The organism is Mesobacillus sp. MER 48 (genome assembly GCF_023714225.1).
GTDB classification, from domain to species: domain Bacteria; phylum Bacillota; class Bacilli; order Bacillales; family Cytobacillaceae; genus Mesobacillus; species Mesobacillus oceanisediminis_A.
In genome coordinates, this window is the sequence record NZ_JAMAUR010000001.1 from 414,133 (window position 1) to 440,884 (window position 26,752).

Here is a 26,752-nt window from a genome sequence, read left to right on the forward strand (position 1 = left end):
ATATATTGAATATTAGCCTGTAAGATTTATCCTCTCCATCTTAACAAGAGCGTATGTTCGATTCAATAGGTAATTGAGTATAAAAAAAAGAGCCCACGGGCTCTTTTTCATACTCAATTATTCTTCTGTTACAACGACTTTTTCCATAACATCGCCATTGCTCATCCCTTTGGCAGCTTCCAGGTTGGAAGTCACTTTTCCAAAAACAGTATGGACACCGTTTAAGTGCGGCTGTGATTCATGTACGATGAAGAACTGGCTTCCGCCTGTATCTTTACCTGCATGCGCCATTGAAAGTGAACCCGGTTCGTGCTTGTGCGGATTGCCTTCTGTTTCACATTTGATGGTATATCCTGGTCCGCCAGTACCTGTTCCATTTGGGCATCCCCCCTGGCTAACAAATCCAGGAATGACACGGTGGAAAGTCAATCCATTATAAAAGCCTTCGTTTGCAAGCTTTTCAAAGTTCGCAACTGTTCCAGGTGCTTCGTTTGGATATAGTTCGAATTCGATTTTTTCTCCATTTTGCATTTCTATGTATCCTTTTTTCGCCATGAAAATCATCTCCTTAATGTAAAATCACTGTTATCATACCACTATTCGATTTAAAAATAAAAGTATCCACCTTTCAAAGTGTATTTTTCCTTTATGTATGTGTTAAAATAAAACTGCCTCTGCCGGACATTCGCTTGTTGCGGGACACTTAACCACTGTACGGACGGCAGAGGCCCTGCTTTGCAGGCTCATAGTTATAATCTGCTAAGCCTTGCCATGGTAAGGTTTTTTATTTTATGACCAAAATATAGATTAAGATTTTAGGAGAATACATGATTAATCAAATAGATTCCAAATACAAAAAATGGATAACAGCCACCTCTTACAGTCTCTTTACGCTATATATCATCATTGCTGCCGTTTTGTTATTCCTCAGTCCTTACAGACAGGCAGCATACGAGCTGAACACTGCTGGCTCAAACCCCTATAACATCATTCCATTCAAAACGATTACAGACTATATCAAAGCATCATCCCATATCAATCAAAGCATATGGATTTCCAACCTGTTTGGAAATATCCTGGCATTCCTGCCATTGGGCATCTTCCTCCCATGGTTGTTTGAGCGATTCATCGGATTTTGGAGGACAACCGGAACTGTTCTCCTCGCAACTGCACTGGTCGAGATCCTCCAGTTTTTTACCAGGGTCGGCAGTTTTGATATTGATGATATAATTCTTAACACACTGGGCGGAGCAATAGGCTACGTGCTAATCAGAATTACTTACCAGCTTTTTATGAGGGGGGTTCAAGATGGAAATTAGGAGGCTCAAACAAGGCGAACAGCCTCCCTGGGATCTGCTGCTTCTTGCCGATCCTTCACAGGACATGGCATCTCAATATCTAGAAGAAGGATTGTGTTATGTCGCTGAATCGGATGCCAGTGAGACCCTGGGAGTAATCGTGCTGCTGCCGGCAGGAGGACACAGCATAGAAATAAAAAACCTGGCAGTCGCTGAACCTGCTCAAGGCAAAGGCATCGGAAAAAGCCTAATTGCACATGGAATTCAATTGGCCAGAAAAACGGGGTATAAGACCATCGAAATTGGTACAGGAAATTCGAGCATTAACCAGCTTGCTCTTTACCAGAAAGCTGGCTTCAGGATCACCAGCATCATCCAGGACTTTTTCTTGAGTAATTACCCTGAACCCATATACGAGAACGGGATCCATTGCAGGGATATGATCAGATTGACCATGTGTTTGAGTAATGAAAACAAAGGATAAATATTAGGATTAAGACTTACATTATCACATAGGCAATTCTTGTTGGTCACCAATTAAGCCTGTTGGTGACCTCTTTTTCTCTTTTCCGGATTTGATGGACGACATTCTACCCGAACCAAAGTCTTTTAATCTGTATTTAATATCTCAATCCACTCCGGCAATTGTTTATAAATCTCGACGATTTCATCTATTTTCATTCTGACCAGGCCACTTGACGATGGTGCGACGAAATCGATTGTTCCTGCCACTACGCATTCATCTTGCTTTCCCCATGGTATAACTTTTTTTCCGCTGTATTGCTGATAAACTCCCTTGCCAACGAAGCAGACAATTCTCGGACGGTATTCCTCAATTTTTTTCCTCAGCTCCAGTTTTCCCTGCTGATATTCGTCTTTCGTAATTTCATCTGCTGCTTTGGTCGGTCTCGCGACAATATTCGTCATGCCGTATCCGAGCTCCAAAAGCTTGTAATCCTCGGATGAATCATATTTTCTAGGAGTAATCCCAGATTCATAAAGAATTTTCCAAAACCGGTTATTTGGATTGGCGTAATGATGCCCTGTTTCGGATGATCGTATGCTTGGATTGAAACCGACAAAGACAACATCCAGCTTTTTCTTTAAATGATCTGATATTGGCTGCATACCTTTCTCCTCTCTCAATATATATCTACCTGTAGAGCTCACCAATATCGGGGTGGCAACTCATTATTTTTTATGATGTTCTTAAAAATCCTTAAATGGAAGAGGAATTCATCATAGTACATTTCGGCATTCTCAAATGAATATGCATCTGCAAAGTGATCTAACAGTTCGGCATCAATGCTGTCTTCAAGGCCGCTGAGCCACATTTTGTAGCCATGTTGGTCATAAATGGTGGAGAGGCCTGCCCATTCGAACATCTCTCGCATTTCTTTTTCACCCATTCTATCACTCCTTCAGCTTTCACCTCCATTTTCCCATACTTTTACATCCCTTATACCAAAGCTGATACAGAGAAGCTTATGAATGTTAATGAGCTAAGGAATAAAGAAAAGCCAGGGGTTTATACCTGACTTTCTTTGACTCCGTATTTTGCTTCTGCAATACGTTCAGGGTGCGTATAAACATTCAGCGATCGATTCCTGATAAAACCAATAGTGGTGATCCCCAATTCATCAGCAAGTTTTAGGGCAAGTTCTGTTGGGGCAGACTTGGACAGTACGATTGGACAGCCGATTTTAGCTACCTTCAATAAAATCTCTGAGGAAATTCTGCCGCTGAAAACAATCACTTTATCATGTATCGAGATATCATTCTTCAGACAATGTCCATATATTTTATCGAGGGCATTGTGGCGGCCTATATCCATTCGAGAAACGACAGGGCCAAACAGACTGCAAAGAGATGCATTATGGACTCCCCCTGTATTCTGAAAAAGTTCAGCGGATTCCTGCATTTCTTCCATTAGCCTGAAGCAATCCTCAACTTCGAGCTCAGTTCCAATCTGGTGAAGTTTTTTGGCTGTCATTGCATCAGTAGCGAATACAAATCCAGACCTGCTCGCTCCACAGCAGGATGTTAAATAACGTTTCCCCTGCAGATTCCTATAAATAGAGTTGGATCGCGAGGTTATTTTCACATGGACAAATCCCTCTTTCTCCTGAATCCATAAATCTTCTATATCCGTATATTTTTTGATGATTCCTTCGGAAGCGAGATACCCTATGACCATTTCTTCAATATAATCTGGCGTGCAGACCATCGTTACAAGTTCTTCCCCATTCACTTTCACTGTGACAGTGAATTCTGTTACAATGCTGTCTTCCAGTCTTTCAGCCTGGCCATTCCCGAAACGAAGGATTTCCCTTTTAACTTCGACAGGTTCCACAGCTGTCATCCTCTCTATTTGGGTTCGCCTTACAGTCTTTTACTTTTAACCTATAAAAGAAAAATCAAACCTAAAAAAGCAGGGAGCATTGACATCAAATGATATCAGAATGCCCCCTGCATTATTTTTTTTACCGATTCTCCAACCGGCCATCCTTGCTCTGGTGAATGTCCTGATCTTCTGGAAGCTGGGTCGTCCTTTCCAGTCCTTCCGTTTTTTCACCCATGCCTTTGAGGAATTCAAAGAGCAGTGACAAAGCACGGTTGATTTCCGGATCCTTCAGTGAACGGACAATATCGAAATAACCAAGCTTGTCATCATCACTATCACGGTATTCTGCCACTCTGGCAATACCGGAATTCAATTTCAACAATAGCGGCTCGAGCTGCTGGACATTTATGGTTCCAAGAACACCTACCATCAGCAGCAGGTTCTTTAATGTATTCGTAGCTTCAGTGTTGTCTGCCGCTTTAACAAGGACGTTAAGGACTTTATCCCCCTCGCTGAACAATCCGTCAAGAAGCGACAAAACGCCGCGCTCATTCATATGCTTGATGATGTCTAGTGACTGTAAAATCGAATCCTTGTTATCTAGCAATGCAGTCTCGATTTCTTCCAGATCCATCTTTCTTTTCTGTTCCTCAGTCAGCTCGATCCGTTTAATATTTGTGATTGCTTTAGCCATGCTGGGTCCGCTCCTTTTTCACAAGATCTCCAGGGAAGATATAATCTGGACGCTCCCACTTCTTCTGGACTTGTACACCGATTTGCGGCTGTGGATTTCCATATCTGAAATTGTTCCTTGGCAATGGATTGACGCCTTCATATTGAAGGATTTCCATTTTTGCCTTCGTCTCCTTATATGCAGGAGTGTCCGTGTCCTTATCTGCAAAGCTGCTTGTCAGGAGATTGATTGCCGCATCACCCTGGTCATTCATTGGCAGATAGACTTCCTTCCCCTGAACTCTGTCAGTTACCACACATCTGACCTTAACATTGCCATATGGTGAGGTTAATCTTACCAGTGTTCCATCTTTCAGGCCTCTGTCTTCGGCAAGCTCAGGTGATACTTCAAGGAAGGTTTCTGGAGTTTTTGATGAAATACCTTCTGATTTATAGGTAAGATTCCCTTCATGGAAATGCTCCAGCAAACGGCCATTGTTGACGTGGATGTCATATTCTTCACCAAACTGAACCGGAATGGACCATTTAACCGGATGAAGCCTTGCTTTTCCATCAGGGAACGGAAATCCATCCAAATACAGGACAGGACTGTCAGTGCCATCCGGCTGAACCGGCCATTGAAGACTGTTGTATCCCTCCAGGCGTTCATAAGTGACACCGGAATAGATCGGCATCATACTGGCCGCCTCTGCCATAATTTCACTTGGGTGCTCATAAGTCCATCCAGCGCCAAGGCGGTTTGCCACTTCAATCAAGATCTGCCAATCCGGCTTGGATTCACCCATTGACTCAAACACCTGGTATAAGCGCTGAATCCTGCGCTCCGTATTCGTGAACGTACCTTCTTTTTCAAAGCTAGGACTTGCTGGCAGTACTACGTCAGCGAACTGTGCAGTCCTTGAGAAGAACACATCCTGGACAACAAAGAAATCCAGCTTTTCATAGCCCGCTTGGACATGGTTGATGTTGGAATCCACAAGTCCCATTTCTTCGCCCTTAACGTAAAGCGCTTTGAGCGTTCCATCATGCATTCCTTCAACCATGTCATGATTATTGATGCCTGGCTCTGCCGGAAGCTTAGTGCCCCATGCCTGTTCGAATTTCTGACGAGCAGCATCATCAAATACCTTTTGATATCCTGGCAGTGAATCGGGGGCGCTGCCAAAATCGCCTGCACCCTGCACGTTATTGTGCCCGCGCAGTGGGTACGCACCAGTTCCAGGACGACCATAATTTCCGGTAATCAGCAACAAATTTGATATTGCAGTACTAGTGTCACTTCCGCCAAGATGCTGTGTAACTCCCATGGCCCATAATGCGCAAACACTTTTTGCTTCATGGATACTTTTAGCGATCTCGATGAGTGTTTCTTTTGATAGTCCTGATGTTTTTTCCGCATATTCCAGCGTAAATCCTTCCAGGCTGTCAACATACTCGGAAAGACCGTTTACTTTATTATTCAGGAATTCTTCATCTGCCCAGCCCTGGTCGATGATATATTTTGTTACCGCCGAAATCCAGACCAGGTCGCTTCCTGCTTTAGGTCTAACGAACATATCCGCACGGTCCGCCATTTCATGCTCGCGAAGATCAGCCACAATCAGCTTTTGACCATTAAGTTTTTGGGCACGTTTTACCCTTGTTGCCAGGACTGGATGAGCCTCGGCAGTATTCGATCCGATAATGATGACTAAATCAGCCATCGCGATATCCTTGATGGACCCTGCATCCCCTCCGTGACCGACTGTCCTGAACAGTCCTACTGTAGCAGGGGTTTGGCAATATCTTGAACAATTATCGACGTTATTTGTACCGATTACTGACCTGGCAAGCTTCTGCATTAAATAAGACTCTTCATTTGTACATTTGGATGAAGTAATGAAGCCCAGGGAATCGGGGCCAAATTCATTCTTGATTTCAGTGAATTTCTTTGCCATCAGGTTCAATGCCTCTTCCCACTCGGCCTCCCTGAAGCTGTCGCCTTCACGGATGAGCGGCTTAGTCAGGCGTTCCTCACTATTGACAAAATCCCAGCCGAATTTACCTTTTATACAAGTAGAAATACCATTTGCAGGGGCCTCAACCTGTGGTTCAACCTTCAGGATTTCACGTCCTTTCGTCCATACATCGAAGCTGCATCCAACTCCACAGTAGGTGCAAACAGTCTTCGTCTTCTTGATTCTTGAGTCACGCATCTCCGATTCCATATCTGAAATCGCGAGAATGGATCCATATCCCGTTTCCACTCCCTTGGTAATCTCAATCATCGGGCGCAATGTTTCTTTCGCAATCCCTGTCAAGAAGCCCGCTTCACCTTCCATTCCTTTTTCCATCATTGCATTACAAGGGCAAACCGTTGAACAATGGCCGCAAGACACGCACGATGATTCATTGATTGGCACATCGTTGTCCCAAATGACTCTAGGACGGTCACGCTCCCAGTCAATCCTCAAGGTTTCGGTTACCTGTACGTCCTGGCAGGCTTCAACGCATCTGCCGCATAAAATGCACTGATCCGGATCATAACGATAGAAAGGGTTGGATTCATCCCTTTCATAGGGTTTCTGGTCAAAAGGGATGCTCTGGTGATTGATTTTCATTTCTTTGACTGTGTTATGTACCTCACAAGTCCCATTATTGTAGTCACAGACTGTACAGTACAGTTCATGGTTATAAAGGATTTTATCCATTGCCATTGTTTGTGCCTTCTTGACATCAGGCGCAACTGTGTCGATGATATCGCCATTTTTAAGGACGGTCGAACACGATCTGACCATTTCCCCGTTCACTTCTACAATACAGGTATCACATGTCTCGATAGGTCCAAGGCTTGGATGAAAACATACATTTGGTACCTCAATCGAGCTGTCTGAAAGGTATTGAAGGATTGTTTGATTTCCGTCAGCCGTCACTTCGGCACCGTTGATAGTTACATTAATTTTGCCAGACAAAGCCTCATCTTCCTTTCTGTATATAAATCACTCCCCTTTCTCCTACCCTTTCAGGAATAAACATTAACCATTTTTATTGGTGTTTTTTAAAACACTGCCATGGCAATAATCTTTGCTCTTGCATACAAAAAGCCTTTTCATTTAGAAAAGAAAAGGCTTCATTCTTATAAATCAACTTGCTCGTGTTGGCTTATAAAAACCTGCATGAGTCCTGTTCCGCTTCATCAGAGACGAGGAGATAAAAAGTTCTTCCCTCAGCTGTGATTTCCTTTGTAAAACCATAACGTTCCAATGCTTCGCAGTCGTTTTCTACTAAGATAGCTGACGAAAATAGCAATGCCTGCAAATGGAATAACATTATCTCCAATGCCTCCTTAAGCGAGTTATCAAGAGGAAGATCTTCCACTATAGATAGCCTTCCTCGGATGCCAAATGCTTCCTTAGCAAACTCGATTGTCTCTGTGAACCTCTCGGATATAGATGAAGCACTGCTAAGGATATCATTCCAATTATCGTCAAAAACGTAAGCCTGCCAAGATGATTCTTTAGAAGTTGCTAAAATCTCAATTTTAAGATAATGAACTTGATCATCATAATAATAAATGGCTTCCATTTGGGCTAACTCCTTTACTATTTTTGATATAGTCTTCCTCATCCGGCCAAGCTTGATTAAAGGTTTGTATAAATATTGGTATTGGGAAAATACTTTGAAAATAGAAATATGTTTGCATGATTTTTGCAGGTAAGGGAAATTAAACACTGAGAAGTATAAAGTAAGGAGGATGAATCAAGTGAAAAGAGAGCAAAACAACATTATTAAATCTGAACAGGAACTTGAACATGATCAGCAGCACAGCATGGTGTGCAATGATCAGCTATTCTTTCAGGAATTAAGGATTGCGGCTGAAGAAGCAGAACGTGACCGAATTGAAAATGGGGAAAATGCATAATAAAAAAAAAGAGAAAGGCGATTTTGCCTTTCTCCGTCTTAATTAACTGATGAACCTATCTCTTTCTGCAGCTTCTTCTTCACGCTGAGCTTCACGGTCTTCATACCAAAATTTAATATGGGTCAAAATTGAGAAAACAAGGAAAAAATTCATTGTCCAGACACTGACAAACGGGGCGATCCCCCCAAAATCGATCGCTTCATAATTTTTTAGGACCATGACAATATATGATTCAATGAACACAAGGACAAAGCCGGCTACACCTGCAATTGCCATACGCATCATAATCAATAACCACCTTATCGTTTATTCAGATTATTTAAATAATACGACTAATTATTGATTAGCGCAACTATTTTGTTCAATATTTTGCCACATTTACTCATTGACAATTTGTCACACTGTTTTTATCTATTCAGCCTCTTCTGTTTGAGCATGATTTCATATGATTTTTCGATAATATCTGTCAAAACATCACCTTTGTAGATCCTGCCAATTTTCGTATTTTCCTGATAGTATTCTACAATTTCATCAAGCTTGTCCGAGGTCTCTTTGGATACCCTGACGTTTAACTGAATCCTTTGGGCTTCATTCATAATGCTGACTTCCCTCCAACTCCTTCAAAAACTTCTATCTATCTGCTAGCAATCTGATATTATGTAGATATATGTCGCTAACTATACTGCAACGACCTCTATTTTAGCATATTCCTTCAGTATAAAACACTATGTTGTTCCCGGAACCAGTTTCCGCCCCATCCGCAAGGGGTATCTTATAAATATATGCCTTTTAGAAGATAAAAGATGGAGATAATCTATGAAACTGACAATATGGTCATACACAAAAAGATATAATATTAAAGCTCAATTTGACAAGTATCCTAACTCCGTAGTTATTTTCCGCCAAATCAAAGATTATTACTTCGTTTATACTGTTAACTGGGCCATAAGTGATCCTTTGGTTACGAAAAGTGCATTAGAGGAAATGGAATTGCTTCTCAACAGTGAACTTGGTACTCTGGATGAATACCGCCTTAGAAAGGTTTTTCACCAGGATTATGAATGATTTATTTTTAAATAATTAACCATTTACAATTCCGGACAATTGCTTTAAGATAATTTTGGAAACAACAACTGCATAGATTTTTGCACTAGGGGAGCTTTTTGCTGAGAAGAACTTTGTTCTGACCCTTATTACTCGATCTGGATAATACCAGCGTGGGGAAGTGCGGGAGAAACTCATCGTTCCCCTTTTTTATAAGCGATAGTATTCGACTGCATCCATCACGCTGGATGCAGTTTTTGTTTTTCCGAGACTTAAAAAAAGGGAGTCGTTGAGAAAATGGAAAAGAATTTGTGCGGTACAAGCGAGATTACTGGGGCAAGATTTTCGATTTACCCCATGTCAGACAGATTCGTGGAAATAATCCTGTCAGCACTGAAAGAAGTAGACACAACAAAAGTATGGATGAAGACAGATGATATTAGCACCTGTGCACGCGGGCGGTCTGAACATGTATTTGATGTTGTTAAAGCAATCTTTTTAAATGCTTCAAAAGGCGGAGACCATGTAGTCCTGAATGCTACCTTTTCAAATGGATGCCCTGGCGATTCTGCAGGCGATACCTTGATGGCAGAAGACTCCATATTGCTAAATGAAAAACTCTCAAACAGCATCAGCCAGGAAGTTGCCTGCCAGTTCGCACTCTATCCACTGGGAATAGCGAATTATATGGAGGTAATCATGGATCAAATTAAGACCGTTGAGGAACAAGGTGTGTTCGGTGGCGGAGTGCATTATGCCTCCAGGCTTGATGGGGATGCGAACCAGGTATTCACTGGTTTAGAAAAAGCATTTGACGGAGCGAGGTCCAGTGATTCTTCCCATATTGTAATGACTGTAACCATGTCAGCAAATAGTCCTTCAAGAAAGGAGGCAAAATAATGATCGAAAATTGGAAACTTCGTGAAGTGATTGTGTTATCCGTCCTTGCAGTCGTTTTCGGTGTCGTGTACCTGCTTTTTTTACAGGTGGGAAATGTTCTGGTCGGGTTATTCGGTATGATAGGCTATGATTTGATTTTTGGTATTTGGTTCATTGTTTCAATCATCGCTGCCTATATCATCAGAAAGCCTGGAGCAGCTGTACTGTCAGAGACCATAGCGGCCATAATAGAAGTTATGCTTGGAAATGCCGTAGGACCAAGACTGATCCTTGCAGGTCTTATTCAGGGACTGGGAGCTGAAGCAGTCTTCGCCGCAACAAAATGGAAAAACTACTCAACATGGGTACTGATTACTGCAGGTATGGGATCTTCCATCACCAGTTTTGTCTGGGGATATTTTTTGGGAGGATTTTCTGCTTTATCCCCAGGCTATGTGGCAGCAATGTTTTTTGTAAGATTATTAAGCGGGGCACTGCTAGCCGGACTATCAGGCAAATACATAAGTGACAGCCTTGCCAGGACCGGGGCACTGAATAGCTTCCCTCTTGGAAAAGAAGCAAGAAAGGAAAAGCTTGCCGATGAGCGGCCAGCATAAGACTCCCTTGCTTGAAGTCTCCAATTTAAACTTCAAGTTTGAGGACGATTCCATACTTGAAAATATCTCTTTTAATATTAATGAAAATGAGAACATTTTTATACTTGGTCCAAGCGGTTCCGGGAAAAGCACCCTCGCTTATTGTCTAAATAATCTTTATCCAGACTCTATCGGCGGAATCAAAACTGGAAGCATCCAATATAAAGGCCTTGAGATCTCCTCGTTCGCTCCTGGAGAGATCAATCAAAAAATCGGTTTGGTCATGCAGGATCCAGATTCTCAATTCTGCATGCAGACAGTTGAAGAAGAATTAATCTTTATACTTGAGAACATCAGGCTTCCGAGAACCGAATTTGAACAAAGGATACGTAATGCTCTTGGACTGGTGGATATGCTTCCCATGAAGAAGCGTGTGATACAAAGCCTTTCAGGAGGACAAAAACAAAAGCTCGCGATTGCCTGTGCACTGGCTATGGAGCCAGAGATGCTAATCCTTGATGAGCCAACTGCAAACCTTGATCCCGCCTCCAGTTTTGAACTTGTCAGGACGCTAAAAAGCTTGAAAAAGCAACGCCCATTCAGTATCCTTGTCATCGAACATAATCTTGATTATTGGCAGGATTTTATGGATCGCTGCCTGATTTTAAACACTGAGGGTGAATTGATATTTGATGGACCTGAAGGGATTTGTTTTTCCGATTATGCAGAAATGCTGGCGAAGGAAGGAATCTGGCTCCCCAGGGCTGTAGATGCTGGTTTAAGATTGCGAAATGCCGGGTTGCTCACAACCTCTTCCCTGCCCATTACAATCGCTGAAATCATCAGGAAGACAGACGATTTCCAAAAATGTCTCCAGCTCCTCTCAGGTAAAGAGCACAGGAAAAGAGACGATCACTCTGCATTCATTTTCGAAACCAATGGTGTCAGCTATGTAAAAACCAACAAAGCAATCATTGAAAACATCAGTTTGTCTATAAAGGAAGGGGAATTTATAGCAATAGCAGGATCCAACGGCTCGGGCAAGACGACCTTTTCAAGATGTCTGTCAGGCCTTCTCGAATTTGAAGGAGAAATAAAATTTTATGGAAAATGGTTAGATGATTGGCTTGAAACATCTAAATGGAGAAAAATGGGCTATGTTTTCCAAAACCCGGAACATCAATTCATCACGGATTCAGTAAAAGAGGAAATCTTTTATAGCTTGAAGGGGCAAAACAAACATGAGCAAAACGATAGATTAAAAGAAATTTTGAAACTCCTGCGGATGGAGGATAAGGAATACAGCCACCCCTTTTCATTAAGCCAGGGTCAAAAGAGGAGATTAAGTGTAGCGACGATGCTCGTCAATGGTCAGGAAGTCATTCTCCTGGACGAACCAACATTCGGCCAGGATGCCAATACAGCGAAAGAACTGATTGATCTCATAAAAAAGTCTTTACCCGAAACAGGCTGTATCATCATGATCACCCATGATATGGATATCATCGAGCAGCATGCAGATAAAGTGTTGGTGATGGACGGAGGAAAAATGCTATTTTACGATACTCCCCATCTCCTTTGGAGCCAATCAGATCTATTGGCCAGGGCTAACCTCAGGCTGCCGTTCGTCAAGGAACTGGAAATGTATCTGGAGGGAAGTTATCTTGCTAAATAACATGAATCCCAGTTTGAAGGCTTTTAGTGTCCTGATCGGCATCATCATGCTTTCTGTGTTTTTTGATCCCATCACTCCATTGATTAGTCTTATATTAACGGTAGCAATCACTTTTGTTTTGGGCAAAGTCAGCTTAAAGAGATGGATTCTGCTATTCTCACCTTTCATTTTTATGAGTATTGTCTATGTCTGGTCATCCCTTTTGTTTCCACGGACATATCCTGGAGACAATATCATCTGGCAATGGCAGTTCATTTCGATCACTTCAGAGGGTCTCCTGCGAAGTTTGGCACTGGGATTAAGAATATTGAGTTTCGCCTCTCTCTCACTTTTATTTGTCCTGACGACAAATCCCATCCGCTTTCTTCACAGTTTGATGCAGCAATGCAGGCTATCACCCAAATTGGCCTATTCCATCATGGCTGGGTATCAATTCCTTCCTTTGATAAAGGAAGAGTTTGAGATTATCAGGAATGCTCACCTTGTGCGGGGAGCAGGGAGATCAAGAACCATAATGGATAAAATCAGGCAAATCAAGAAATATACCATCCCTTTGCTTGCAAACGGGATCAGAAAAGCAGAGAGAACAGCGATTGCGATGGAGTCAAAAGGTTTTACAGGGGATAAAAACAGAGAGTATTATCATATCATCACTATTTCAAAAAAAGACTGGCTGCTTTCCTGTGTGCTCGTCAGCATTGTATTTATCAGCATAACTGTTTCTTTTCTGTTCGGCTATCTGAATTTCTATAATGGTCAGCTATGAACAAACCCAGCACCTAATTAAAGGTGCTGGGTTTGTCCCGTCTTTATTTCTTTACACTAACCAGTGCTTCCCAGTCGATTGTTCCGTTCTTAATCTGCTCACGTTTTTCTTTATTCATGATATCCGCTGGTCTGCCGCCTTTTGGCCAGTCTCCTTCATGCCCAGTGAATTCTGGTCTGTCATGTGAAAGGATATACGCCGCTACATCGATTGCCTGCTGGTCAGTCAAAGTGTCTCCCTGTCCCTTAGGCATATTCTTCTGGACATATCCTGCCATTTTAGTCAGTCGTGACATTCCCGCTCCATCATTGAAGGAATGTTCACCCCAGACAGCCGGCCCAGTATTTGTACCAGTTCCTCCTCCATCTGCTGCATGGCAAGCCGCACATGATTGTGCATAAACCTTTTCTCCATCCTCTATGCTTGGAACAGGAAATTGTTTTGGCTCTTTTGCAGCTCTCCAGGGAATATCCGCCCCTGAAGGTACTCCTTCAGACATATAATGCAAATAAGCAATCATCGCTCTCATTTCTTTACTGTCTTCAGGAATCATCTTTCCATTCATGCTGCGGATCATACAGCCATTAATTCGATCTTCAAGTGTATATACTTCTCCTTCACGAGGCCTGTACTCTGGATAGACAGCAGTGAGCCCAATCATTGGCGCCTCATCCTTGACTGTGCCTCCGTTTGCGTGGCAGCTTGCACAGGATAAATTATTGCCTACATACTCATCGGCGAGGGTATTTGTTTCCATCATTAAGTCATATCCATATTTGATGCTTTCACCCAGCGGCCCATCTGGAACATCCTCCATGCTTGGCGGATTGAATTCAATGGTATTGCTTGCTGTCCCTTCTGACTGCTGAGGAGCAGTTGCTGTTTCAGCAGGTCCGAGATCCTGACTGATTTTCCAGCCGACAAATAAAGATCCAAAGATTAAAAAACCAATAATAATTGCTAGACTGTTCTTCATAATTATTCCTCCCTATGTAACATTTCCAAATCTGCATTTCATTTTCCCTATACCCATTCTAGTATAAAACGCTTCATTATTTATATATTAAATATGTAAAAATAGTGAAAACTATAAAAATAGGAACTGGAATTCTCCAGCTCCTACTTCTCTTTCCCGTAAAAATAAAGGAACCATACAGCGTGGTTTTGCTCATCATATGCCGCACGTCTGAAAACCTCTTTTATGACCGGGTCGGCAGCTTCATCACCAATTTCATGATAAAAATCTACCGTCACTTGTTCATCATTAAAGGATGCTTCAAGTCCCTGGATGTAAGTCCTCGCGCACTCTTCAGTCATCTTAAGCTGAGGCTGCTTTCCCGTAAGAGCGGAATAAATTTGAGAAAACTGTTGCAAATGTTTTTTTTCATCATTCAATATTTCATTGATTCGCTTTTTCTGTTCTTCATTCGGTGCCATTGCTGCTAGCTCAGCGTAACACTTCGTAGCAGTATATTCTCCATTGATGGCTTTGGTTATGTCATTGATTAATTTTTGATTTTGCCTATAATGATCATAATAAGGATACATCTCAATCCTCCCCAAGTTATTTATAACAGTGTATGGAGAGGATCTGACTGATGTGCCTGTATCATGCTTTTCCCTCGTATTCAACGAAGATACCCTTGAAGTATTTCTTTTCTCTTGTCATCTCTATTCCGGATTCTCTCATGTAACGGCCGGTATCCCGATTCAAATGACAGCCGTCACACAGTCTCTTCCAAGCAGGCGTGAGGAAATCCTGCAGGGCGGCAAGGGATTTGGATTCCGCCCTTACATGTTCGAATAGGACAATCCTGCCTCCCTTTTTGCATACTCTTTTCATTTCTTTAAATACTTGGCGGGGTTCCTCGACGGAACATAAAACTAGAGTAGCGACCACTGTATCGAACTCTCCATCACTAAATGGAAGCGACTCGGCCATCCCCTTATGGAATTCAACTTGCAAACCATTCTTTTCAGCTTGTTCTTGTGCCTGCTCAAGCATATACGGATTTGGTTCAATGGAAACAAGCCTATCCACTTTTCCTTTTGAATAATATGGATAATTAGCCCCTGTACCTGCACCAATCTCAAGTATTTTCCCCTCTAGACCAGAAATGATATTTTTCCTCACATGCGCAATCCATCTTTTTTCAAGCGGACTCATTAGCGTGTCATAAAAAGAAGCAAATAATTTTGCCACAATAAAAGCTCCTCGCTGTTTTATTTCCCTCATTATATAAAAAATGGCCCCTGATAGCTAATGCCAGGCCAGGTATATCCTTTAAAGAAACAATTGATAACGCGAATACGATCTTGGACATGAAGAAAGACAGCCGTTATCAGGCTGCCTTAGTAAGTCTTATCATGGTTTTAAAACTACTTTTATGCAATCATCTTTTCGGTCGTTAAATATATCATACCCTTTCGCTGCATCTTCGAGCGGGATTTTGTGGGTAATGATATCAGTTGGGTCGAATTCTCCATTCACAACCATATCAAAAAGCTTTGGCATGTAATGAATGACCGGAGCCTGTCCCATTTTCATCGTAATATTACGTTCGAAAAATCGGCCAAGCGGGAACATATTATATCTTAATCCATATACACCGGTAAGCTGGACTGTACCAAATTTGCGCACAGCTGTATGCGCAATTTCCAGCGCAGAAAGCGTTCCGCCCTGCAGCTTCAATTTTTGTTCAACTTTTTCCACCACTGATTTTTTCCCATCCATCCCTACACAATCGATGACGACATCCGCCCCGCCATTCGTAAGATCCTGCAGGAATTTCCCTGGATCATCCTCCTGAGTGAAATCAAAAATTTCTACATTGTTTGTTTTCCTGGCATGCATAAGCCTGTAATCAAGATGGTCAACTGCAATAACTCGTTTTGCCCCTTTCATCCAGGCAAATTTCTGAGTCATTAGTCCAACAGGTCCGCTTCCCAGGACAATGACAGTATCCCCTTTTTTCACACCTGCATGTTCGACACTCCACCAGGCTGTTGGTATAACGTCCGATAAAAATAATAAAGATTCATCTTCAAGCTCACAAGATTCAGGTACAACGAAAGAAGTAAAATCAGCATACGGCACCTTCAAATATTCTGCCTGTCCGCCTGGATGATTACCGTATTGCTCGGTGTAACCAAAATAAGCACCGGTATCTTTGTACTCGTTTGTATTATCACATTGACTTTCCATTTGGTTTTGACAATAAAAACATTCACCGCATGAAACGTTAAATGGAATGACAACCCTGTCTCCCTTTTTCAAGTTCTCGACACCTGGTCCTACTTCTTCAACGATCCCCATTGGCTCGTGGCCTATGATGTAGCCTGGCCGCAGCGGCATATTGCCCTGGTAGAGGTGAAGGTCGGACCCACAAATCGCCGTCGAAGTGATTCTCACGATCATGTCTTTTTCATGCTCAATTTTCGGCGCCTCTACATTTTTGACTTGGACATCTTTAGAACCCTGGTACGTAACTGCTTTCAATATTCGCCACCCCATTCCTATTTATTACATTTAAAGATTTCCCTATCGTTATTCGTAAAAAACACGTTTGGAAGTTTTTCCAATAATTAGCTCAATACATAATTGATCTGGCAATAATGCAACTTATTGAATGGAGGTGTTTATGAAATGGAACCGAAACAGCCTGGCAGTAACAGTCTTCCTGACTTCAAGGAGATGACAGACAGGGTGCATGCAAATCCGGGAACAGGCCCGCAACTGGTCATAAAGACCAGCCTGGATCCCAGTGAAGTCACAGAGGAAAATCCTTATGTCCAATCTGATCAACCAACTGATCCGGAAGAATTCAGAAATTACTTCAAGGAGTAGATGATGGAAAAAACACAGGCCTATCTTCGTGAAATTGTATCCAATTATACAGAGACATATCCACTCAGCAAGAAAATCTATCAAAGGTTAGAAAGCGGAAATTACGCTTCTGAAGGTGATTTTGTCAAAGTCCTGACAGCTGAGGAAATAGAATTTTTGAATAAGATCTTACCGGAAGCGATTGAGTATGCGAATAATGAACAGGATGAAAAACGCGCCTATCAGCTAAACGAAGTATATGAGCTTCTATATTGAAAATCTGGAAATCTTCTCCCGAAAACGAAAAAACAGCAGGAATGAATCCTGCTGTTTTTAACCGTTGGCTGAAGCTGTATGTTCCTCATCAATTGCTTCTTCGCCCGTCTTTTCCCGATGGTAAATTGCATTGATTTCACCGCCGAGCACAAGCGCCAACCCTGTCAGGAACAACCATAGCATCAACACAATTACGCCGCCAAGACTTCCGTATGTGGCTGAGTAATTGCCGAAATTGCTGACATAAAATGAAAATCCCAGCGAAATCAACTGCCAGACAATAGTGGCAAAAATTGCCCCAGGCAGGACGTGTTTGAAAGGATAATGCTTGTTTGGGGCGATTCGGTACAAACCAGTCAATACTGCCACCATGACCACAATCCCGATGACCCACCTGATCACATTGAAGATAATATCATATGGTTCAGGAATTGGGATGATTGTTTGTATCGTTTCCAGGATGACATTGCCGAATACCGGGAGCAATAACGCAATGACAAAAGCCAGAATCAAACCAATCGTAAGAAAGATTGAGACAAGCCTCGCTTTGATGAAGGATCTTGTTTCCTTTACATCATAGGCAATATTCATTGCTTTCATAAAGGCGTTCATACCGTTTGAAGCTGACCAGATTGTCCCGATGATCCCGAAGGTCAAAAGTCCGCCATTTCGCTCACTTACAAGTTTCACCACATTATCTCTTAATAATTGCGCAGACTCTTCGGGCAATAACTGATTGACAACATTGATTGCCTTTTGTGGATCGATATTCAAGTAAGGGACGATGGCAATCAACAAAATCATCATCGGAAACAATGCAAGCATATAATAATATGCTTGCTGGGCAGCAAGGCCAGTTGCCCGGTCTTTTTTCAGCTCTCCCAGCAAACTTTTCCCATAATGCTTAAATTTATCTTTCACTAAACGCACCTCATTTCTCCATTACAATATGCTTGTCTTTTCCCCGACTTCAGTAGTTTTAATCCTGATTAAAATAACGGTAAAATAAAAAAGACCATCCCTGGTCTTTTTTTAAAATCTACTTATCATCTTCAACATACGGGTCATGTTCGAATGCAGGCAAGTCTCCAAAGGATGTCATAATCCCTTCTCTGTCCAGCTCCTCTTCATACTTTTCGTGCTGTTTATTTGGATAAATAGTTATTTCTTTACCGGTAATATCGTTGCCGACAAAGTTTTCGAAATCCTCGACATATCCAATATTCTCTTCGGATTCAATATACGTGTCGTTATAATGATCCTGTGGTTTAACAAAATCCGAGGGACTTTCTGAAGTTCCCCAACTTGCTACTGCCTGCCAAGAATCCTCTGCATCAAATGCAACATTTTCATCTTTATTATCCAGATCGAACTTACCGAATGGCGGCATCAATACCCCCTCTTCAATTGGGCGGTTATGTGATACGGTCCTGTCTGGAGTGTGTTCAATGCAAAACCTCGTTTCAGGCACCGCTTTTAGACGGTCATATGGAATGTCCTTTCCACATACCTCACATTTTCCATAGCTTCCTCTTTCGATTGACTGCAATGCAAGATCGATATTCTTGAGTTGATATTCAACATGCTCGTTAAGTGCAATATCTTTCTCGCGTTCATATAACTCTGTTCCCTCATCACCCGGATGGTTATCGTAGCTTGAAAGCTCTCCAGTTGATTCGTGGGCATGGCCACTCCTTAAATCGAAATGATCGTTAGCATCCAGATGGGCTTCAAGATCATTTTTGTTTTTGAGTAGATCTGCCTGGAATTCCCTCAATTGCCCGTTTGTTAGCATATTTGCTGCCCCTTTCCTAGTAACGGTTTTTATTAGCTTGCTGCATTTGGCTTTATTTCATTAACGGTAATTAGTGTTATCTCCCGCAAGTACCAATTTTATGGCTTAACTCATAGTATGTAGGAAAACTTATTCATTGGAGTGATGCCTATGCCTTTATTTGTCAATGGATTTGTCTCCCCACAGGTTTTCAGCAAAAATCAGGAGGTTGAAAATCCAGAAAATCAGGAAAAGTTCCGCTTAAATTACCTGAATGAGGTGTTGAATGAACAACAAAAATTAAACCATGCGTTGTCTGGAAGTGTCATGAAATTTGACAACTCCCTTGAACAGAACAGACAGGAACAAATTAAACACTTTAATGCACTGGTTTCCTCACTGGCAAAGCAGGAAAACCTATCTGAGAAAGTTATCGAGAATATATACGAACAAAAGGAATCGACTTCTGACCTGGACGATAAATTGATTAAACTTGAAGAAATGCATGAACAGTTTTCAAAAACACTTTTAAACAAGGAACTGACAAGTCAGGCCATATTGGACCAGCTTGCCTGCCAGCAATCAATGATTATCGATTTAAACAGAAAACTGCTCGAGTATGAGGATGTCACCAAAGCTCTTGTCATTCAAGCACAAAAGCAGGAAGAACTGCAGGATATGATTGCAAAACACATTGATTTGCAAGGGATTTTCCACGAAACGGTCATGGAACAACTTGGCAAACAGGATGCTGTGGGCGAAGGAATTTCAGATCAATTAGGTGAAATAAAATCTTCATTGTCAACCAAAGCTAATGAAATTATTGAAAAGCTTGAAAACCAGTATTCAAAGTTCACACATTTTCTTTTAAGCCTTATTGTGCCAAATATCACCCAAAAGAAAATAATCAGAGGTAAAATGTTTAAAAAAGAAAATAATCAGGAAAAATAAAAAAAGAGCATTGGCAATTCCAATGCTCATCTGTACTATATATTAATCAAGAATTGTCACATTTACTTGTTTTCTGCCCCACTCAAGCGCTCCCTCTTGTGTAGGGATAAATACATCAATCCGGTTTCCCTTGATCGCACCGCCGGTATCTTCGGCTGTGGCATATCCATAGCCTTCAACATAAACTTTAGAGCCCAGCGGGATGACAGAAGGATCAACAGCAATCACTTTTGCATCAGGATTTGTCTTCAGGTTGACTCCTGTCTTAGTAATCCCTGAACATCCAGTGCAATTTGCTGTATAAGCTGTCGATTCAACAGTTATTTGGTTCGTTGCAGCTGCAGGCTTGGCTGCAGTTGTTGTTTTTTCTGCTGGTGCAGATACAGGTGTAGCCACCGGTGTAGCTGCCTCCTTTTTGGCAGAAGTTTTTTCTGCTTTCATTCCAGCAGGCATATCCGTATAAACTGCCAGCTTCATTCCTGGATGGATCAAGTCAGAAGATAATTTATTCCAATTTTTCAGTTCATCTACGGTAACTCCATATGCTTTGGAAATTTTCCAAAGTGTATCCCCTTTTCTCACCTGTGCATATTTAATAGGAGATACTTCTAATAAATCATTTGGGTGGATTACATCATTTGAAAGCTTATTCCATTTTTTTAATGAATCTACTGACACGCCGTATTCTTTAGAAAGACCCCAAAGTGTATCCCCCTTATGTACGACGATTTCCTCTGCCTGTGCTTGTGTGCCGGCAGCTCCAGAAATTGCCGCTGCTGCAACCAAAGATAATAATGACTTTTTCATTTGTTTGCCTCCCATCGGCTAATTTTTATCACGTGAATTATCGTAACATAGAATTTCCGGAGAAAAAGAACAAGCACATTTAAATTGAATTACGAGAATAACAGAATTATAACGAGAACATGTCATATTATCTGAATATTCAAATAATATGATTCCTTTTTATCAAGGTTTTCTAGTTATTTTGTAAATTATTCTATCTTTTTCCTATATAACCATATTTGCCCTTGAAGTTTGTTTTTATTTTTTGAGCAGATAACCGCTGTTCATGACATTAAACTTTTGAAAAAAAAGAATGATTTTGAAGTATTTAAGCTAAAAATCTGACCATTGGCGATAAAACAATTAACCTTTCTATTAAAAAAAGCAAAAATCCCACAGAAATGGGATTTTTGCTCTTTTAAGCGATTCTTTCAATCTTAACTGCACATGCTTTGAATTCTGCTGTCCCGGAAATTGGATCAAATTCATTCAGAGTAAGGACGTTCGTCGGCACCTCCGACCAGTGGAAGCTCATGAACACAAGTCCAGGAACCACTTGTTCCGTTATTTTCACTTTAACATCGAGTGTACCACGTCGGGAACTTACTCTGACAAGTTCACCATCAGTTATTTTTAACCGCATAGCATCTTCAGGGTGTATATCCAAAGTTTCTTCTGTTTGCTTTATTTTGACACCTGGCGCGTAATGGCGAGTTTGAGTATGGGTATTATACGATTCATATCGTCTGCCGGTTGTCAGTGTGAAGGGATAATGCTCATCCGGACTTTCAAGCGGCGGCGTGAATTCGACAGGCACGAAGCTGGAGCGCCTGGTGTTTTCCTTTTCAGCATGGAACCTCTCATGCATGATTTTTGTACCCGGATGATCATCGTCTGGGCACGGATAGTGTATCCCATATTCCTTTTCCAGACGTTCGTATGAAATTCCACCGTACATCTCCCAGGCAAGTTCCCTGACTTCGTCCCATATCTCCTTACTGGAGTTATAACTCATCTGATAGCCCATCTTAGAAGACAGCTCACATAGGATTTCCCAATCCTCTTTCACGCCAGGCTGTGCGGTGACAGCGGTGCGAACCCGCTGAATCCTGCGATCAGTGTTCGTATAAGTGCCATCAACCTCTCCCCATGATTTCGCAGGAAGCACAACATCAGCCATTTCAGCCGTTTCTGTCATGAAGATATCCTGAACAATCAATAAATCGAGATTCTCCAATAACTTCCTGGTATGGTTCATGTGGACATCTGCCACCAATGGATTCTCCCCAATGCAATATAAAGCTTTAATCTCACCAGTCTCAATTTTGTCAAAAGTCCTTGTTTGGGTATCACCAACTTTTTGACTGATTTCCGTATTCCATGCTTTCTCGAATCGTGAACGGTAGTCATGATCGAGTAAACTGATTGCACCTGTAAGCTGGTTAGGCAGGCACCCCATATCTCCGGCACCCTGGACGTTATTTTGTCCCCGCAACGGCATAATGCCTGACCCCTTCTTTCCAATGTGTCCAGTGAGCAAGGCAAGGTTAGCGATGTCGAATACATTGTTCACGCCACAGTGATGCTCAGTGATACCCAGTGTATAGGCAATCATCGAACGATTTGACGCTGCATACAGGCGTGCCACCTCGATGATGTCTTCTGCGGCCAGTCCCGTGATTTCTGCTGAATATTCCGGGGTGTATCGGTCAACCTTTGCCAGCAGGGAATCAAAGTCTTCGGTATTCTTGCCGATGAATCCCGGGTCATATAATTTCTCGGTTATGATGATTCTGATCATGGCATTGATCAGTGCGATGTCTGTGCCCAGATTAATTTGCAAATGTTTATGCGCGGATTTGACCATATCAATCCTTCTCGGGTCAATAACCACGATTTTAAGTCCACTCTTGGCCGCCTTCTTCATTCTATTTCCAATGATCGGATGAGCTTCGGTCGTATTTGAACCCATCAGCAATAAAACCTCGGCATCATCGATATCTTCTAAAGTATTGGTTGGGAAACCGCTTCCAAAAACAGTCGCCAGACCGGCGACACTAGGAGCGTGTCAGGTTCGGTTGCAGCCATCAATATTATTGCTGCCAATGGCTGTTCTCATAAACTTTTGGGTAACATAATTGGACTCATTTGTAGTCCTGGCACAAGCAAACATTGAAATTGCTTCTGGCCCAAAATCTTTCTTAATAGAAGTTAAATGGCTAGCAATATACTCATAGGCTTCATCCCATGTTGCTTTAACAAGCTTGCCCGCCTTTCTGATCAATGGAGTATTCAATCTTTTCGGCGCATGGACATATTGATAGGCAAAGGCCCCTTTCACACATGTCTGCCCTTTATTAACAGGAGCTTCCTTATCCCCTCTGATTTTTACAATCTTATTATCTTCCACTTCCAAAATCAGCCCACAGCCTGTTCCACAATAACCACAAACAGTTTTCACCTGGCTTATCGATGACATGGTATCCCCTCCGTTATCTTTTTATACAAACCCCTATATTCATATTAGTCTAAATTTTTGTGACGATGTGATAATTCAAAGAGATTTTTTTGTCATATTACCAACATTTTCTCGACAAAAATTGACCCTGACTTGCAGCATGGAATACAAGTTCGAGTTATATTCGATTTAGACAATAGAAAAAGGCAGGATAATTCCTGCCTTTGTTCCATTCTTATGCAATTTTAGCGGGCAGGACAATCTTGAAGGTTGTTCCTTTGTTCTGCTCGCTTTCAATATATACCCTGCCATTATGGCTCTCTATAATTTTAAAGCTTACCATAAGGCCAAGCCCATTTCCGTTTTTCTTGGTAGTATAGAAAGGTTCACCAATCTTCTTGAGTGTATCCGGCGTAATTCCTACCCCTGTATCCTTGATGGATATCAAAACATTGTCATCCTGAATTTCAGTTTTAACTTTTAAATCTCCACCCTCGGGCATGGCTTCGATTCCATTTTTAATGAAATTCAGGAAGACTTGCTTGAGCCGATTTTCATCACACTCAATCTGGATAATTTCTTCGGGAGCATCAAATTCCAATTTAACATTTCTCTTTCTCGCTTCAAATTTAAGCATTGAAACGACATTATTGACAATAGGGATGATGTTCTTTTCCTCAAGTTCAACCGCCTTCGGTTTAGCAAGGACCATGAACTCTTCTACAATATTATTGACTCGATCAATCTCATCAAGGATGATTTCGATAAACTCCTCACGCTGTGGGTCTGTTTCGTCGAGCTGGAGGAATTCGGCATACCCTTTCATTGAAGTAAGCGGATTCCTGATTTCATGGGCCACACCAGCGGCAAGCTGCCCGACCGCGGCAAGCTTATCCTGACGGTGCAGCATTTCCTCTGATTTTTTCTTCTCAGTAATATCATTCCTGATGGCAAGGTATTGATACGGCTTACCGTTTTCATTCAAAAACGGAACAATCGTCGTATCAACCCAATAAAAGGAGCCATCCTTCGCCCGATTACGAATTTCACCTTTCCACACCTGTCCTGAACCAATCGTTCTCCAAAGATTTTTAAAAAACTCTTTAGAATGCAATCCAGAATTCAAAATTCTGTGGTCGTTTCCAATCAATTCTTCTCTGCTATACTTGGAGATTTCACAAAACTTGTCATTTACATTTTTTATGATCCCTTTTTCATCTGTAAAAGCAACAATCGAAGATTGATCCAAGGCAAAATTTATATCACTGACTTCTTTCAAAGTTTCTTTGAGGCTGGCTTCCGCCTGCTTTCTCTGTGTTATGTCTGAACGTATCGAGACATATTGATAAGGTCTTGCTTTACTGTTCAAGAACGGAACAATCGTCGTATCAACCCAATAATAAGAACCATCTTTCGCTTTATTGCGGATTTCAGCCTTCCACACTTTACCTGCCCCTATTGTTCTCCACATTTCTTTGAAAAAGTCTTTAGAATGAAGGCCAGAATTAAGTAGAGAGTGGTTTTGCCCCAACAACTCGGCTTCACTGTATCCAGATATCTCAACAAACTTTTCGTTTACATAAGTTATATTGCCTTTAGGATCTGTAATGGCAACAATCGCTGAAATATTAAGGGCGTCCGTAATATCCTTTAAATTTGTGTCAGTAACGGCAAGCCTTTTACTGATCAATGCACTGGAGCCAATTAAGCCTGCAAGAATAACGATGGAAATAAACGCTATCAGGTAACTGATCAAGGACTCTGGTATGCCACTTTGTTCAATTAAACCATTATTCAGATTGATCATAGAAGCTCTGGTTAAAAGAAAGTGACCCTCAACAATAGCAGCTGTCACGAACAGGGCACTTAAAGGCTTAATCCAGCCATGCGAACCCTGAGTGAAATTTTTAGAGAAGAAAAGCATCCAGAATGAAAAGTAAAATGAAACGAATACGAGTGCTAATCCTACAAGGAGAATCGCAGGCTGATAAGTAAAGTGCAGCCTCATTGAATACATTCCCAGAAGGTGGACAGACATAACTGCCAGGACCATGAATAAACTGCCGACCAGTAGATCGCCCTTTTTAACATTCTTTCCAGTCATTGTGTAAAATGCCATCGCAGTAAAAGAAATAACCAGAATGATAGATAAGATGGTAATCGGAATACGATAAGAAATATTGACATTGAGATTCAATGCAAGCATTCCAAAGAAATTCATTACCCAGATTCCGATTCCAAGTGAAAAAGTCCCACCCAGAAACAAAAACCTTTTATTCCGATCAGAAGATTTAATTAGACTGAATAAGTCCAGTGCTGTATATGATGACATGATTGTCAATAAAATCGCAACCAGCAATAAAATTGGATTGAAGGATAATTCTAGATTATCCATTTAGCATCATTCCTCACTTAAAGTTTCATATCGATTGTATGTTAAAAATGGTAAGAATAAAAGGGGTTATTAAATAATTTGTAATAAACCTGTCACTTTTATCTATTGACTTAAACGAACATTGTAATATAACAGCTATATTTTTCAACTTCATAAATTCTTCTGCAGTTAGTTTCCTATGCTATTGCCTCGAAAAGACAGGTATAAACACCTAATTTTGAAAATTTTTTAAAAAAAGCCTACACAAATTCAGAAATTATGTTTATACTGTACTATAACAGGTTAATTAAAATATAAATTGTACTATAAAAGGAGGAAATACTAATGATGAGTCCGGTTGAATTTTTTCGCAACTTGCCAAAGAAGGTTTGTCCAGAATGTGGTGAAGGAATGCATGAGCAAGCAGAATCCTACATGATGGAATGTGATCGCTGCTTATCAAAAAAGGAGGAATAAGAAGCAAAGGCACCTTTTGTTTATAAGGTGCCTTTTTGGTTGGCGAATTGAATAATATCAGGTCAAAAGAAAAAAGAAGCCCGTAAACGAGCTTCTTTTTTAACATCTTAGGAGACCCAACCAGCATCAGCCCAAAACTTTTTTGGAACTATTGAGTTGTAAAATCCTCTTACTATAGCCGATGTGTGTTTGTTCCGCATTTAAGGATTCTACTATCATAAAAGGGTTTACCCAGCTTTTATGATTGACCCTTAACAAACACATGATTCGGTATAATCACCGAGAGACTCATTATTCCCTTAGAAGTTTTTAGCTATAATCATCATTTAGACATGCATCCCTACTCACCATTACACTGGTTCGCTGCATTCAAGAATTCAGAACTTAATTAACGTTTCGCCCTTTCCTTGCTTGATCTGTCTTTAATCTGTTATTCCCCAAGCATCCTTACAACTTAACGGATCCTCTTTTGGTAAAAAGCTTCTTTTCGGCGTATCAGAATTGAATAGGCTGAATTTCTGCTCTTTCCCTGTTGGTTGTACTGATTAAAGATCAAAACAATTATTGGCTAACTAGATTAAGGTTGAACTCTTGTAGCTGGTGATGCTGGCAATCTGATGATAGCTAACTTAAC

Annotated in this window: 30 protein-coding genes and 1 riboswitch; of the genes, 12 read left to right on the forward strand and 18 right to left on the reverse strand. The window is 41.3% G+C overall.

Translation table 11 applies throughout. The features are described 5' to 3' along the window. Positions 1-117: 117 nt before the first annotated feature. Entirely contained in the window at positions 118-555 is a 438-nt protein-coding gene (locus M3593_RS02040; protein ID WP_144479606.1) for a peptidylprolyl isomerase, read from the reverse strand. Positions 556-827: 272 nt separating this feature from the next. Here M3593_RS02040 and M3593_RS02045 point away from each other — a divergent pair, with 272 nt between their 5' ends. Both M3593_RS02045 and M3593_RS02050 read left to right on the forward strand, forming a co-directional pair. Next, a complete protein-coding gene (locus M3593_RS02045; RefSeq protein WP_251540439.1) occupies positions 828-1,319 on the forward strand; it encodes a VanZ family protein in 492 nt (163 codons plus the stop codon). Further along, positions 1,309-1,782, forward strand: a complete 474-nt coding sequence (locus tag M3593_RS02050; RefSeq protein ID WP_251540441.1) for a GNAT family N-acetyltransferase — start codon at positions 1,309-1,311, stop codon at positions 1,780-1,782. Before M3593_RS02045 ends, M3593_RS02050 begins: the two co-directional genes overlap by 11 nt. Before the next feature lie 125 nt (positions 1,783-1,907). On the opposite strand, the gene mug is transcribed toward M3593_RS02050, so the two are convergent. From mug to M3593_RS02080, 6 genes are all read right to left on the reverse strand, one after another. Continuing rightward, entirely contained in the window at positions 1,908-2,426 is a 519-nt protein-coding gene (mug, locus tag M3593_RS02055; protein WP_144479612.1) for a G/U mismatch-specific DNA glycosylase, read from the reverse strand. A gap of 38 nt (positions 2,427-2,464) precedes the next feature. Then, positions 2,465-2,707 carry a hypothetical protein gene (locus M3593_RS02060; protein WP_144479614.1) on the reverse strand — a complete coding sequence of 81 codons (243 nt, stop codon included), beginning with the start codon at positions 2,705-2,707 and terminating at the stop codon, positions 2,465-2,467. A gap of 119 nt (positions 2,708-2,826) precedes the next feature. After that, on the reverse strand, positions 2,827-3,651 hold the full coding sequence (fdhD, locus tag M3593_RS02065) for a formate dehydrogenase accessory sulfurtransferase FdhD (protein WP_251540443.1): 825 nt from the start codon (positions 3,649-3,651) through the stop codon (positions 2,827-2,829). A 130-nt stretch (positions 3,652-3,781) separates the two neighbouring features. Beyond that, on the reverse strand, positions 3,782-4,336 hold the full coding sequence (locus M3593_RS02070; RefSeq protein ID WP_144479619.1) for a helical membrane plugin domain-containing protein: 555 nt from the start codon (positions 4,334-4,336) through the stop codon (positions 3,782-3,784). Then, entirely contained in the window at positions 4,329-7,286 is a 2,958-nt protein-coding gene (fdhF, locus tag M3593_RS02075) for a formate dehydrogenase subunit alpha (protein ID WP_251540445.1), read from the reverse strand. The genes M3593_RS02070 and fdhF (M3593_RS02075) overlap by 8 nt, the downstream gene beginning before the upstream one ends. Positions 7,287-7,476: 190 nt before the next feature. Next, on the reverse strand, positions 7,477-7,899 hold the full coding sequence (locus M3593_RS02080) for a hypothetical protein (protein ID WP_251540447.1): 423 nt from the start codon (positions 7,897-7,899) through the stop codon (positions 7,477-7,479). A 178-nt stretch (positions 7,900-8,077) separates the two neighbouring features. Here M3593_RS02080 and M3593_RS02085 point away from each other — a divergent pair, with 178 nt between their 5' ends. After that, the gene (locus M3593_RS02085) at positions 8,078-8,236 is read left to right on the forward strand and encodes a hypothetical protein (RefSeq protein ID WP_186326830.1); all 159 of its coding nucleotides are present in this window, start codon (positions 8,078-8,080) and stop codon (positions 8,234-8,236) included. 42 nt (positions 8,237-8,278) lie between these two features. On the opposite strand, the gene M3593_RS02090 is transcribed toward M3593_RS02085, so the two are convergent. Both M3593_RS02090 and M3593_RS02095 read right to left on the reverse strand, forming a co-directional pair. Continuing rightward, positions 8,279-8,521: a hypothetical protein gene (locus M3593_RS02090; RefSeq protein ID WP_144479625.1), complete on the reverse strand. Its 243-nt coding sequence runs from the start codon at positions 8,519-8,521 to the stop codon at positions 8,279-8,281. A 122-nt stretch (positions 8,522-8,643) separates the two neighbouring features. Continuing rightward, positions 8,644-8,832 (reverse strand): hypothetical protein, encoded by a 189-nt coding sequence (locus M3593_RS02095; RefSeq protein WP_144479627.1) that lies wholly within the window; start codon positions 8,830-8,832, stop codon positions 8,644-8,646. 220 nt (positions 8,833-9,052) lie between these two features. Here M3593_RS02095 and M3593_RS02100 point away from each other — a divergent pair, with 220 nt between their 5' ends. The 5 genes from M3593_RS02100 (at position 9,053) to M3593_RS02120 (ending at position 13,196) form a co-directional block, all read left to right on the forward strand. Next, positions 9,053-9,301, forward strand: coding sequence for a hypothetical protein (locus M3593_RS02100; protein ID WP_144479629.1), 249 nt, complete (start codon positions 9,053-9,055; stop codon positions 9,299-9,301). Between the two features lie 77 nt (positions 9,302-9,378). Beyond that, positions 9,379-9,477: riboswitch (TPP riboswitch) on the forward strand. Positions 9,478-9,577: 100 nt separating this feature from the next. Next, positions 9,578-10,180 carry a YkoF family thiamine/hydroxymethylpyrimidine-binding protein gene (locus tag M3593_RS02105; RefSeq protein ID WP_144479631.1) on the forward strand — a complete coding sequence of 201 codons (603 nt, stop codon included), beginning with the start codon at positions 9,578-9,580 and terminating at the stop codon, positions 10,178-10,180. Then, a complete protein-coding gene (locus M3593_RS02110) occupies positions 10,180-10,776 on the forward strand; it encodes an ECF transporter S component (protein ID WP_251540449.1) in 597 nt (198 codons plus the stop codon). Before M3593_RS02105 ends, M3593_RS02110 begins: the two co-directional genes overlap by 1 nt. Next, entirely contained in the window at positions 10,760-12,430 is a 1,671-nt protein-coding gene (locus tag M3593_RS02115) for an ABC transporter ATP-binding protein (protein WP_251540450.1), read from the forward strand. The genes M3593_RS02110 and M3593_RS02115 overlap by 17 nt, the downstream gene beginning before the upstream one ends. Next, positions 12,420-13,196 carry an energy-coupling factor transporter transmembrane component T family protein gene (locus M3593_RS02120; RefSeq protein ID WP_251540452.1) on the forward strand — a complete coding sequence of 259 codons (777 nt, stop codon included), beginning with the start codon at positions 12,420-12,422 and terminating at the stop codon, positions 13,194-13,196. Before M3593_RS02115 ends, M3593_RS02120 begins: the two co-directional genes overlap by 11 nt. A gap of 43 nt (positions 13,197-13,239) precedes the next feature. Here the strand turns inward: M3593_RS02120 and M3593_RS02125 are convergent, their stop codons facing one another. The 4 genes from M3593_RS02125 to M3593_RS02140 all read right to left on the reverse strand — a co-directional run bounded on the left by M3593_RS02125 (position 13,240) and on the right by M3593_RS02140 (position 16,695). Continuing rightward, on the reverse strand, positions 13,240-14,172 hold the full coding sequence (locus M3593_RS02125; RefSeq protein WP_251540454.1) for a c-type cytochrome: 933 nt from the start codon (positions 14,170-14,172) through the stop codon (positions 13,240-13,242). A gap of 143 nt (positions 14,173-14,315) precedes the next feature. After that, positions 14,316-14,744: a ferritin-like domain-containing protein gene (locus M3593_RS02130; RefSeq protein ID WP_144479641.1), complete on the reverse strand. Its 429-nt coding sequence runs from the start codon at positions 14,742-14,744 to the stop codon at positions 14,316-14,318. Positions 14,745-14,805: 61 nt separating this feature from the next. Next, positions 14,806-15,399 carry a class I SAM-dependent methyltransferase gene (locus tag M3593_RS02135; RefSeq protein ID WP_251540457.1) on the reverse strand — a complete coding sequence of 198 codons (594 nt, stop codon included), beginning with the start codon at positions 15,397-15,399 and terminating at the stop codon, positions 14,806-14,808. A 162-nt stretch (positions 15,400-15,561) separates the two neighbouring features. Then, entirely contained in the window at positions 15,562-16,695 is a 1,134-nt protein-coding gene (locus tag M3593_RS02140) for a zinc-dependent alcohol dehydrogenase (protein ID WP_251540458.1), read from the reverse strand. A 147-nt stretch (positions 16,696-16,842) separates the two neighbouring features. On the opposite strand from M3593_RS02140, the gene M3593_RS02145 reads away from it, so the two are divergent. Further along, positions 16,843-17,043, forward strand: a complete 201-nt coding sequence (locus M3593_RS02145; RefSeq protein WP_144479647.1) for a hypothetical protein — start codon at positions 16,843-16,845, stop codon at positions 17,041-17,043. 3 nt (positions 17,044-17,046) lie between these two features. After that, positions 17,047-17,298, forward strand: a complete 252-nt coding sequence (locus tag M3593_RS02150; protein WP_251541236.1) for a sigma-G-dependent sporulation-specific acid-soluble spore protein CsgA — start codon at positions 17,047-17,049, stop codon at positions 17,296-17,298. Between the two features lie 57 nt (positions 17,299-17,355). Here the strand turns inward: M3593_RS02150 and M3593_RS02155 are convergent, their stop codons facing one another. Both M3593_RS02155 and M3593_RS02160 read right to left on the reverse strand, forming a co-directional pair. Then, on the reverse strand, positions 17,356-18,219 hold the full coding sequence (locus M3593_RS02155) for a YihY/virulence factor BrkB family protein (protein ID WP_251540460.1): 864 nt from the start codon (positions 18,217-18,219) through the stop codon (positions 17,356-17,358). Positions 18,220-18,337: 118 nt separating this feature from the next. Then, the gene (locus tag M3593_RS02160) at positions 18,338-19,093 is read right to left on the reverse strand and encodes a TraR/DksA C4-type zinc finger protein (RefSeq protein ID WP_251540462.1); all 756 of its coding nucleotides are present in this window, start codon (positions 19,091-19,093) and stop codon (positions 18,338-18,340) included. A gap of 150 nt (positions 19,094-19,243) precedes the next feature. Between M3593_RS02160 and M3593_RS02165 the strand changes: the two genes are divergently transcribed. Then, the gene (locus M3593_RS02165; protein WP_251540464.1) at positions 19,244-20,023 is read left to right on the forward strand and encodes a hypothetical protein; all 780 of its coding nucleotides are present in this window, start codon (positions 19,244-19,246) and stop codon (positions 20,021-20,023) included. Between the two features lie 42 nt (positions 20,024-20,065). On the opposite strand, the gene M3593_RS02170 is transcribed toward M3593_RS02165, so the two are convergent. The 3 genes from M3593_RS02170 to M3593_RS02180 form a co-directional block, all read right to left on the reverse strand. Beyond that, positions 20,066-20,830, reverse strand: a complete 765-nt coding sequence (locus M3593_RS02170) for a 3D domain-containing protein (protein ID WP_251540466.1) — start codon at positions 20,828-20,830, stop codon at positions 20,066-20,068. A 397-nt stretch (positions 20,831-21,227) separates the two neighbouring features. After that, positions 21,228-23,288, reverse strand: a complete 2,061-nt coding sequence (gene fdhF / locus M3593_RS02175) for a formate dehydrogenase subunit alpha (RefSeq protein ID WP_251540469.1) — start codon at positions 23,286-23,288, stop codon at positions 21,228-21,230. A gap of 214 nt (positions 23,289-23,502) precedes the next feature. After that, positions 23,503-25,662, reverse strand: coding sequence for a PAS domain S-box protein (locus tag M3593_RS02180; protein WP_251540471.1), 2,160 nt, complete (start codon positions 25,660-25,662; stop codon positions 23,503-23,505). 324 nt (positions 25,663-25,986) lie between these two features. Here M3593_RS02180 and yhfH point away from each other — a divergent pair, with 324 nt between their 5' ends. Continuing rightward, positions 25,987-26,118, forward strand: coding sequence for a protein YhfH (yhfH, locus tag M3593_RS02185; protein ID WP_285847893.1), 132 nt, complete (start codon positions 25,987-25,989; stop codon positions 26,116-26,118). Positions 26,119-26,752: the final 634 nt, after the last annotated feature.

Coding starts and splice junctions, on each gene's coding strand:
- M3593_RS02040 (WP_144479606.1), bottom strand. CDS start 555: ATGGCGAAAAAAGGATACATAGAAATGCAAAATGGAGAAAAAATCGAA.
- M3593_RS02045 (WP_251540439.1), top strand. CDS start 828: ATGATTAATCAAATAGATTCCAAATACAAAAAATGGATAACAGCCACC.
- M3593_RS02050 (WP_251540441.1), top strand. CDS start 1,309: ATGGAAATTAGGAGGCTCAAACAAGGCGAACAGCCTCCCTGGGATCTG.
- mug (WP_144479612.1), bottom strand. CDS start 2,426: ATGCAGCCAATATCAGATCATTTAAAGAAAAAGCTGGATGTTGTCTTT.
- M3593_RS02060 (WP_144479614.1), bottom strand. CDS start 2,707: ATGGGTGAAAAAGAAATGCGAGAGATGTTCGAATGGGCAGGCCTCTCC.
- M3593_RS02070 (WP_144479619.1), bottom strand. CDS start 4,336: ATGGCTAAAGCAATCACAAATATTAAACGGATCGAGCTGACTGAGGAA.
- M3593_RS02080 (WP_251540447.1), bottom strand. CDS start 7,899: ATGGAAGCCATTTATTATTATGATGATCAAGTTCATTATCTTAAAATT.
- M3593_RS02090 (WP_144479625.1), bottom strand. CDS start 8,521: ATGATGCGTATGGCAATTGCAGGTGTAGCCGGCTTTGTCCTTGTGTTC.
- M3593_RS02095 (WP_144479627.1), bottom strand. CDS start 8,832: ATGAATGAAGCCCAAAGGATTCAGTTAAACGTCAGGGTATCCAAAGAG.
- M3593_RS02100 (WP_144479629.1), top strand. CDS start 9,053: ATGAAACTGACAATATGGTCATACACAAAAAGATATAATATTAAAGCT.
- M3593_RS02105 (WP_144479631.1), top strand. CDS start 9,578: ATGGAAAAGAATTTGTGCGGTACAAGCGAGATTACTGGGGCAAGATTT.
- M3593_RS02110 (WP_251540449.1), top strand. CDS start 10,180: ATGATCGAAAATTGGAAACTTCGTGAAGTGATTGTGTTATCCGTCCTT.
- M3593_RS02115 (WP_251540450.1), top strand. CDS start 10,760: ATGAGCGGCCAGCATAAGACTCCCTTGCTTGAAGTCTCCAATTTAAAC.
- M3593_RS02125 (WP_251540454.1), bottom strand. CDS start 14,172: ATGAAGAACAGTCTAGCAATTATTATTGGTTTTTTAATCTTTGGATCT.
- M3593_RS02130 (WP_144479641.1), bottom strand. CDS start 14,744: ATGTATCCTTATTATGATCATTATAGGCAAAATCAAAAATTAATCAAT.
- M3593_RS02145 (WP_144479647.1), top strand. CDS start 16,843: ATGGAACCGAAACAGCCTGGCAGTAACAGTCTTCCTGACTTCAAGGAG.
- M3593_RS02150 (WP_251541236.1), top strand. CDS start 17,047: ATGGAAAAAACACAGGCCTATCTTCGTGAAATTGTATCCAATTATACA.
- M3593_RS02160 (WP_251540462.1), bottom strand. CDS start 19,093: ATGCTAACAAACGGGCAATTGAGGGAATTCCAGGCAGATCTACTCAAA.
- M3593_RS02165 (WP_251540464.1), top strand. CDS start 19,244: ATGCCTTTATTTGTCAATGGATTTGTCTCCCCACAGGTTTTCAGCAAA.
- M3593_RS02170 (WP_251540466.1), bottom strand. CDS start 20,830: ATGAAAAAGTCATTATTATCTTTGGTTGCAGCAGCGGCAATTTCTGGA.
- M3593_RS02180 (WP_251540471.1), bottom strand. CDS start 25,662: ATGGATAATCTAGAATTATCCTTCAATCCAATTTTATTGCTGGTTGCG.
- yhfH (WP_285847893.1), top strand. CDS start 25,987: ATGATGAGTCCGGTTGAATTTTTTCGCAACTTGCCAAAGAAGGTTTGT.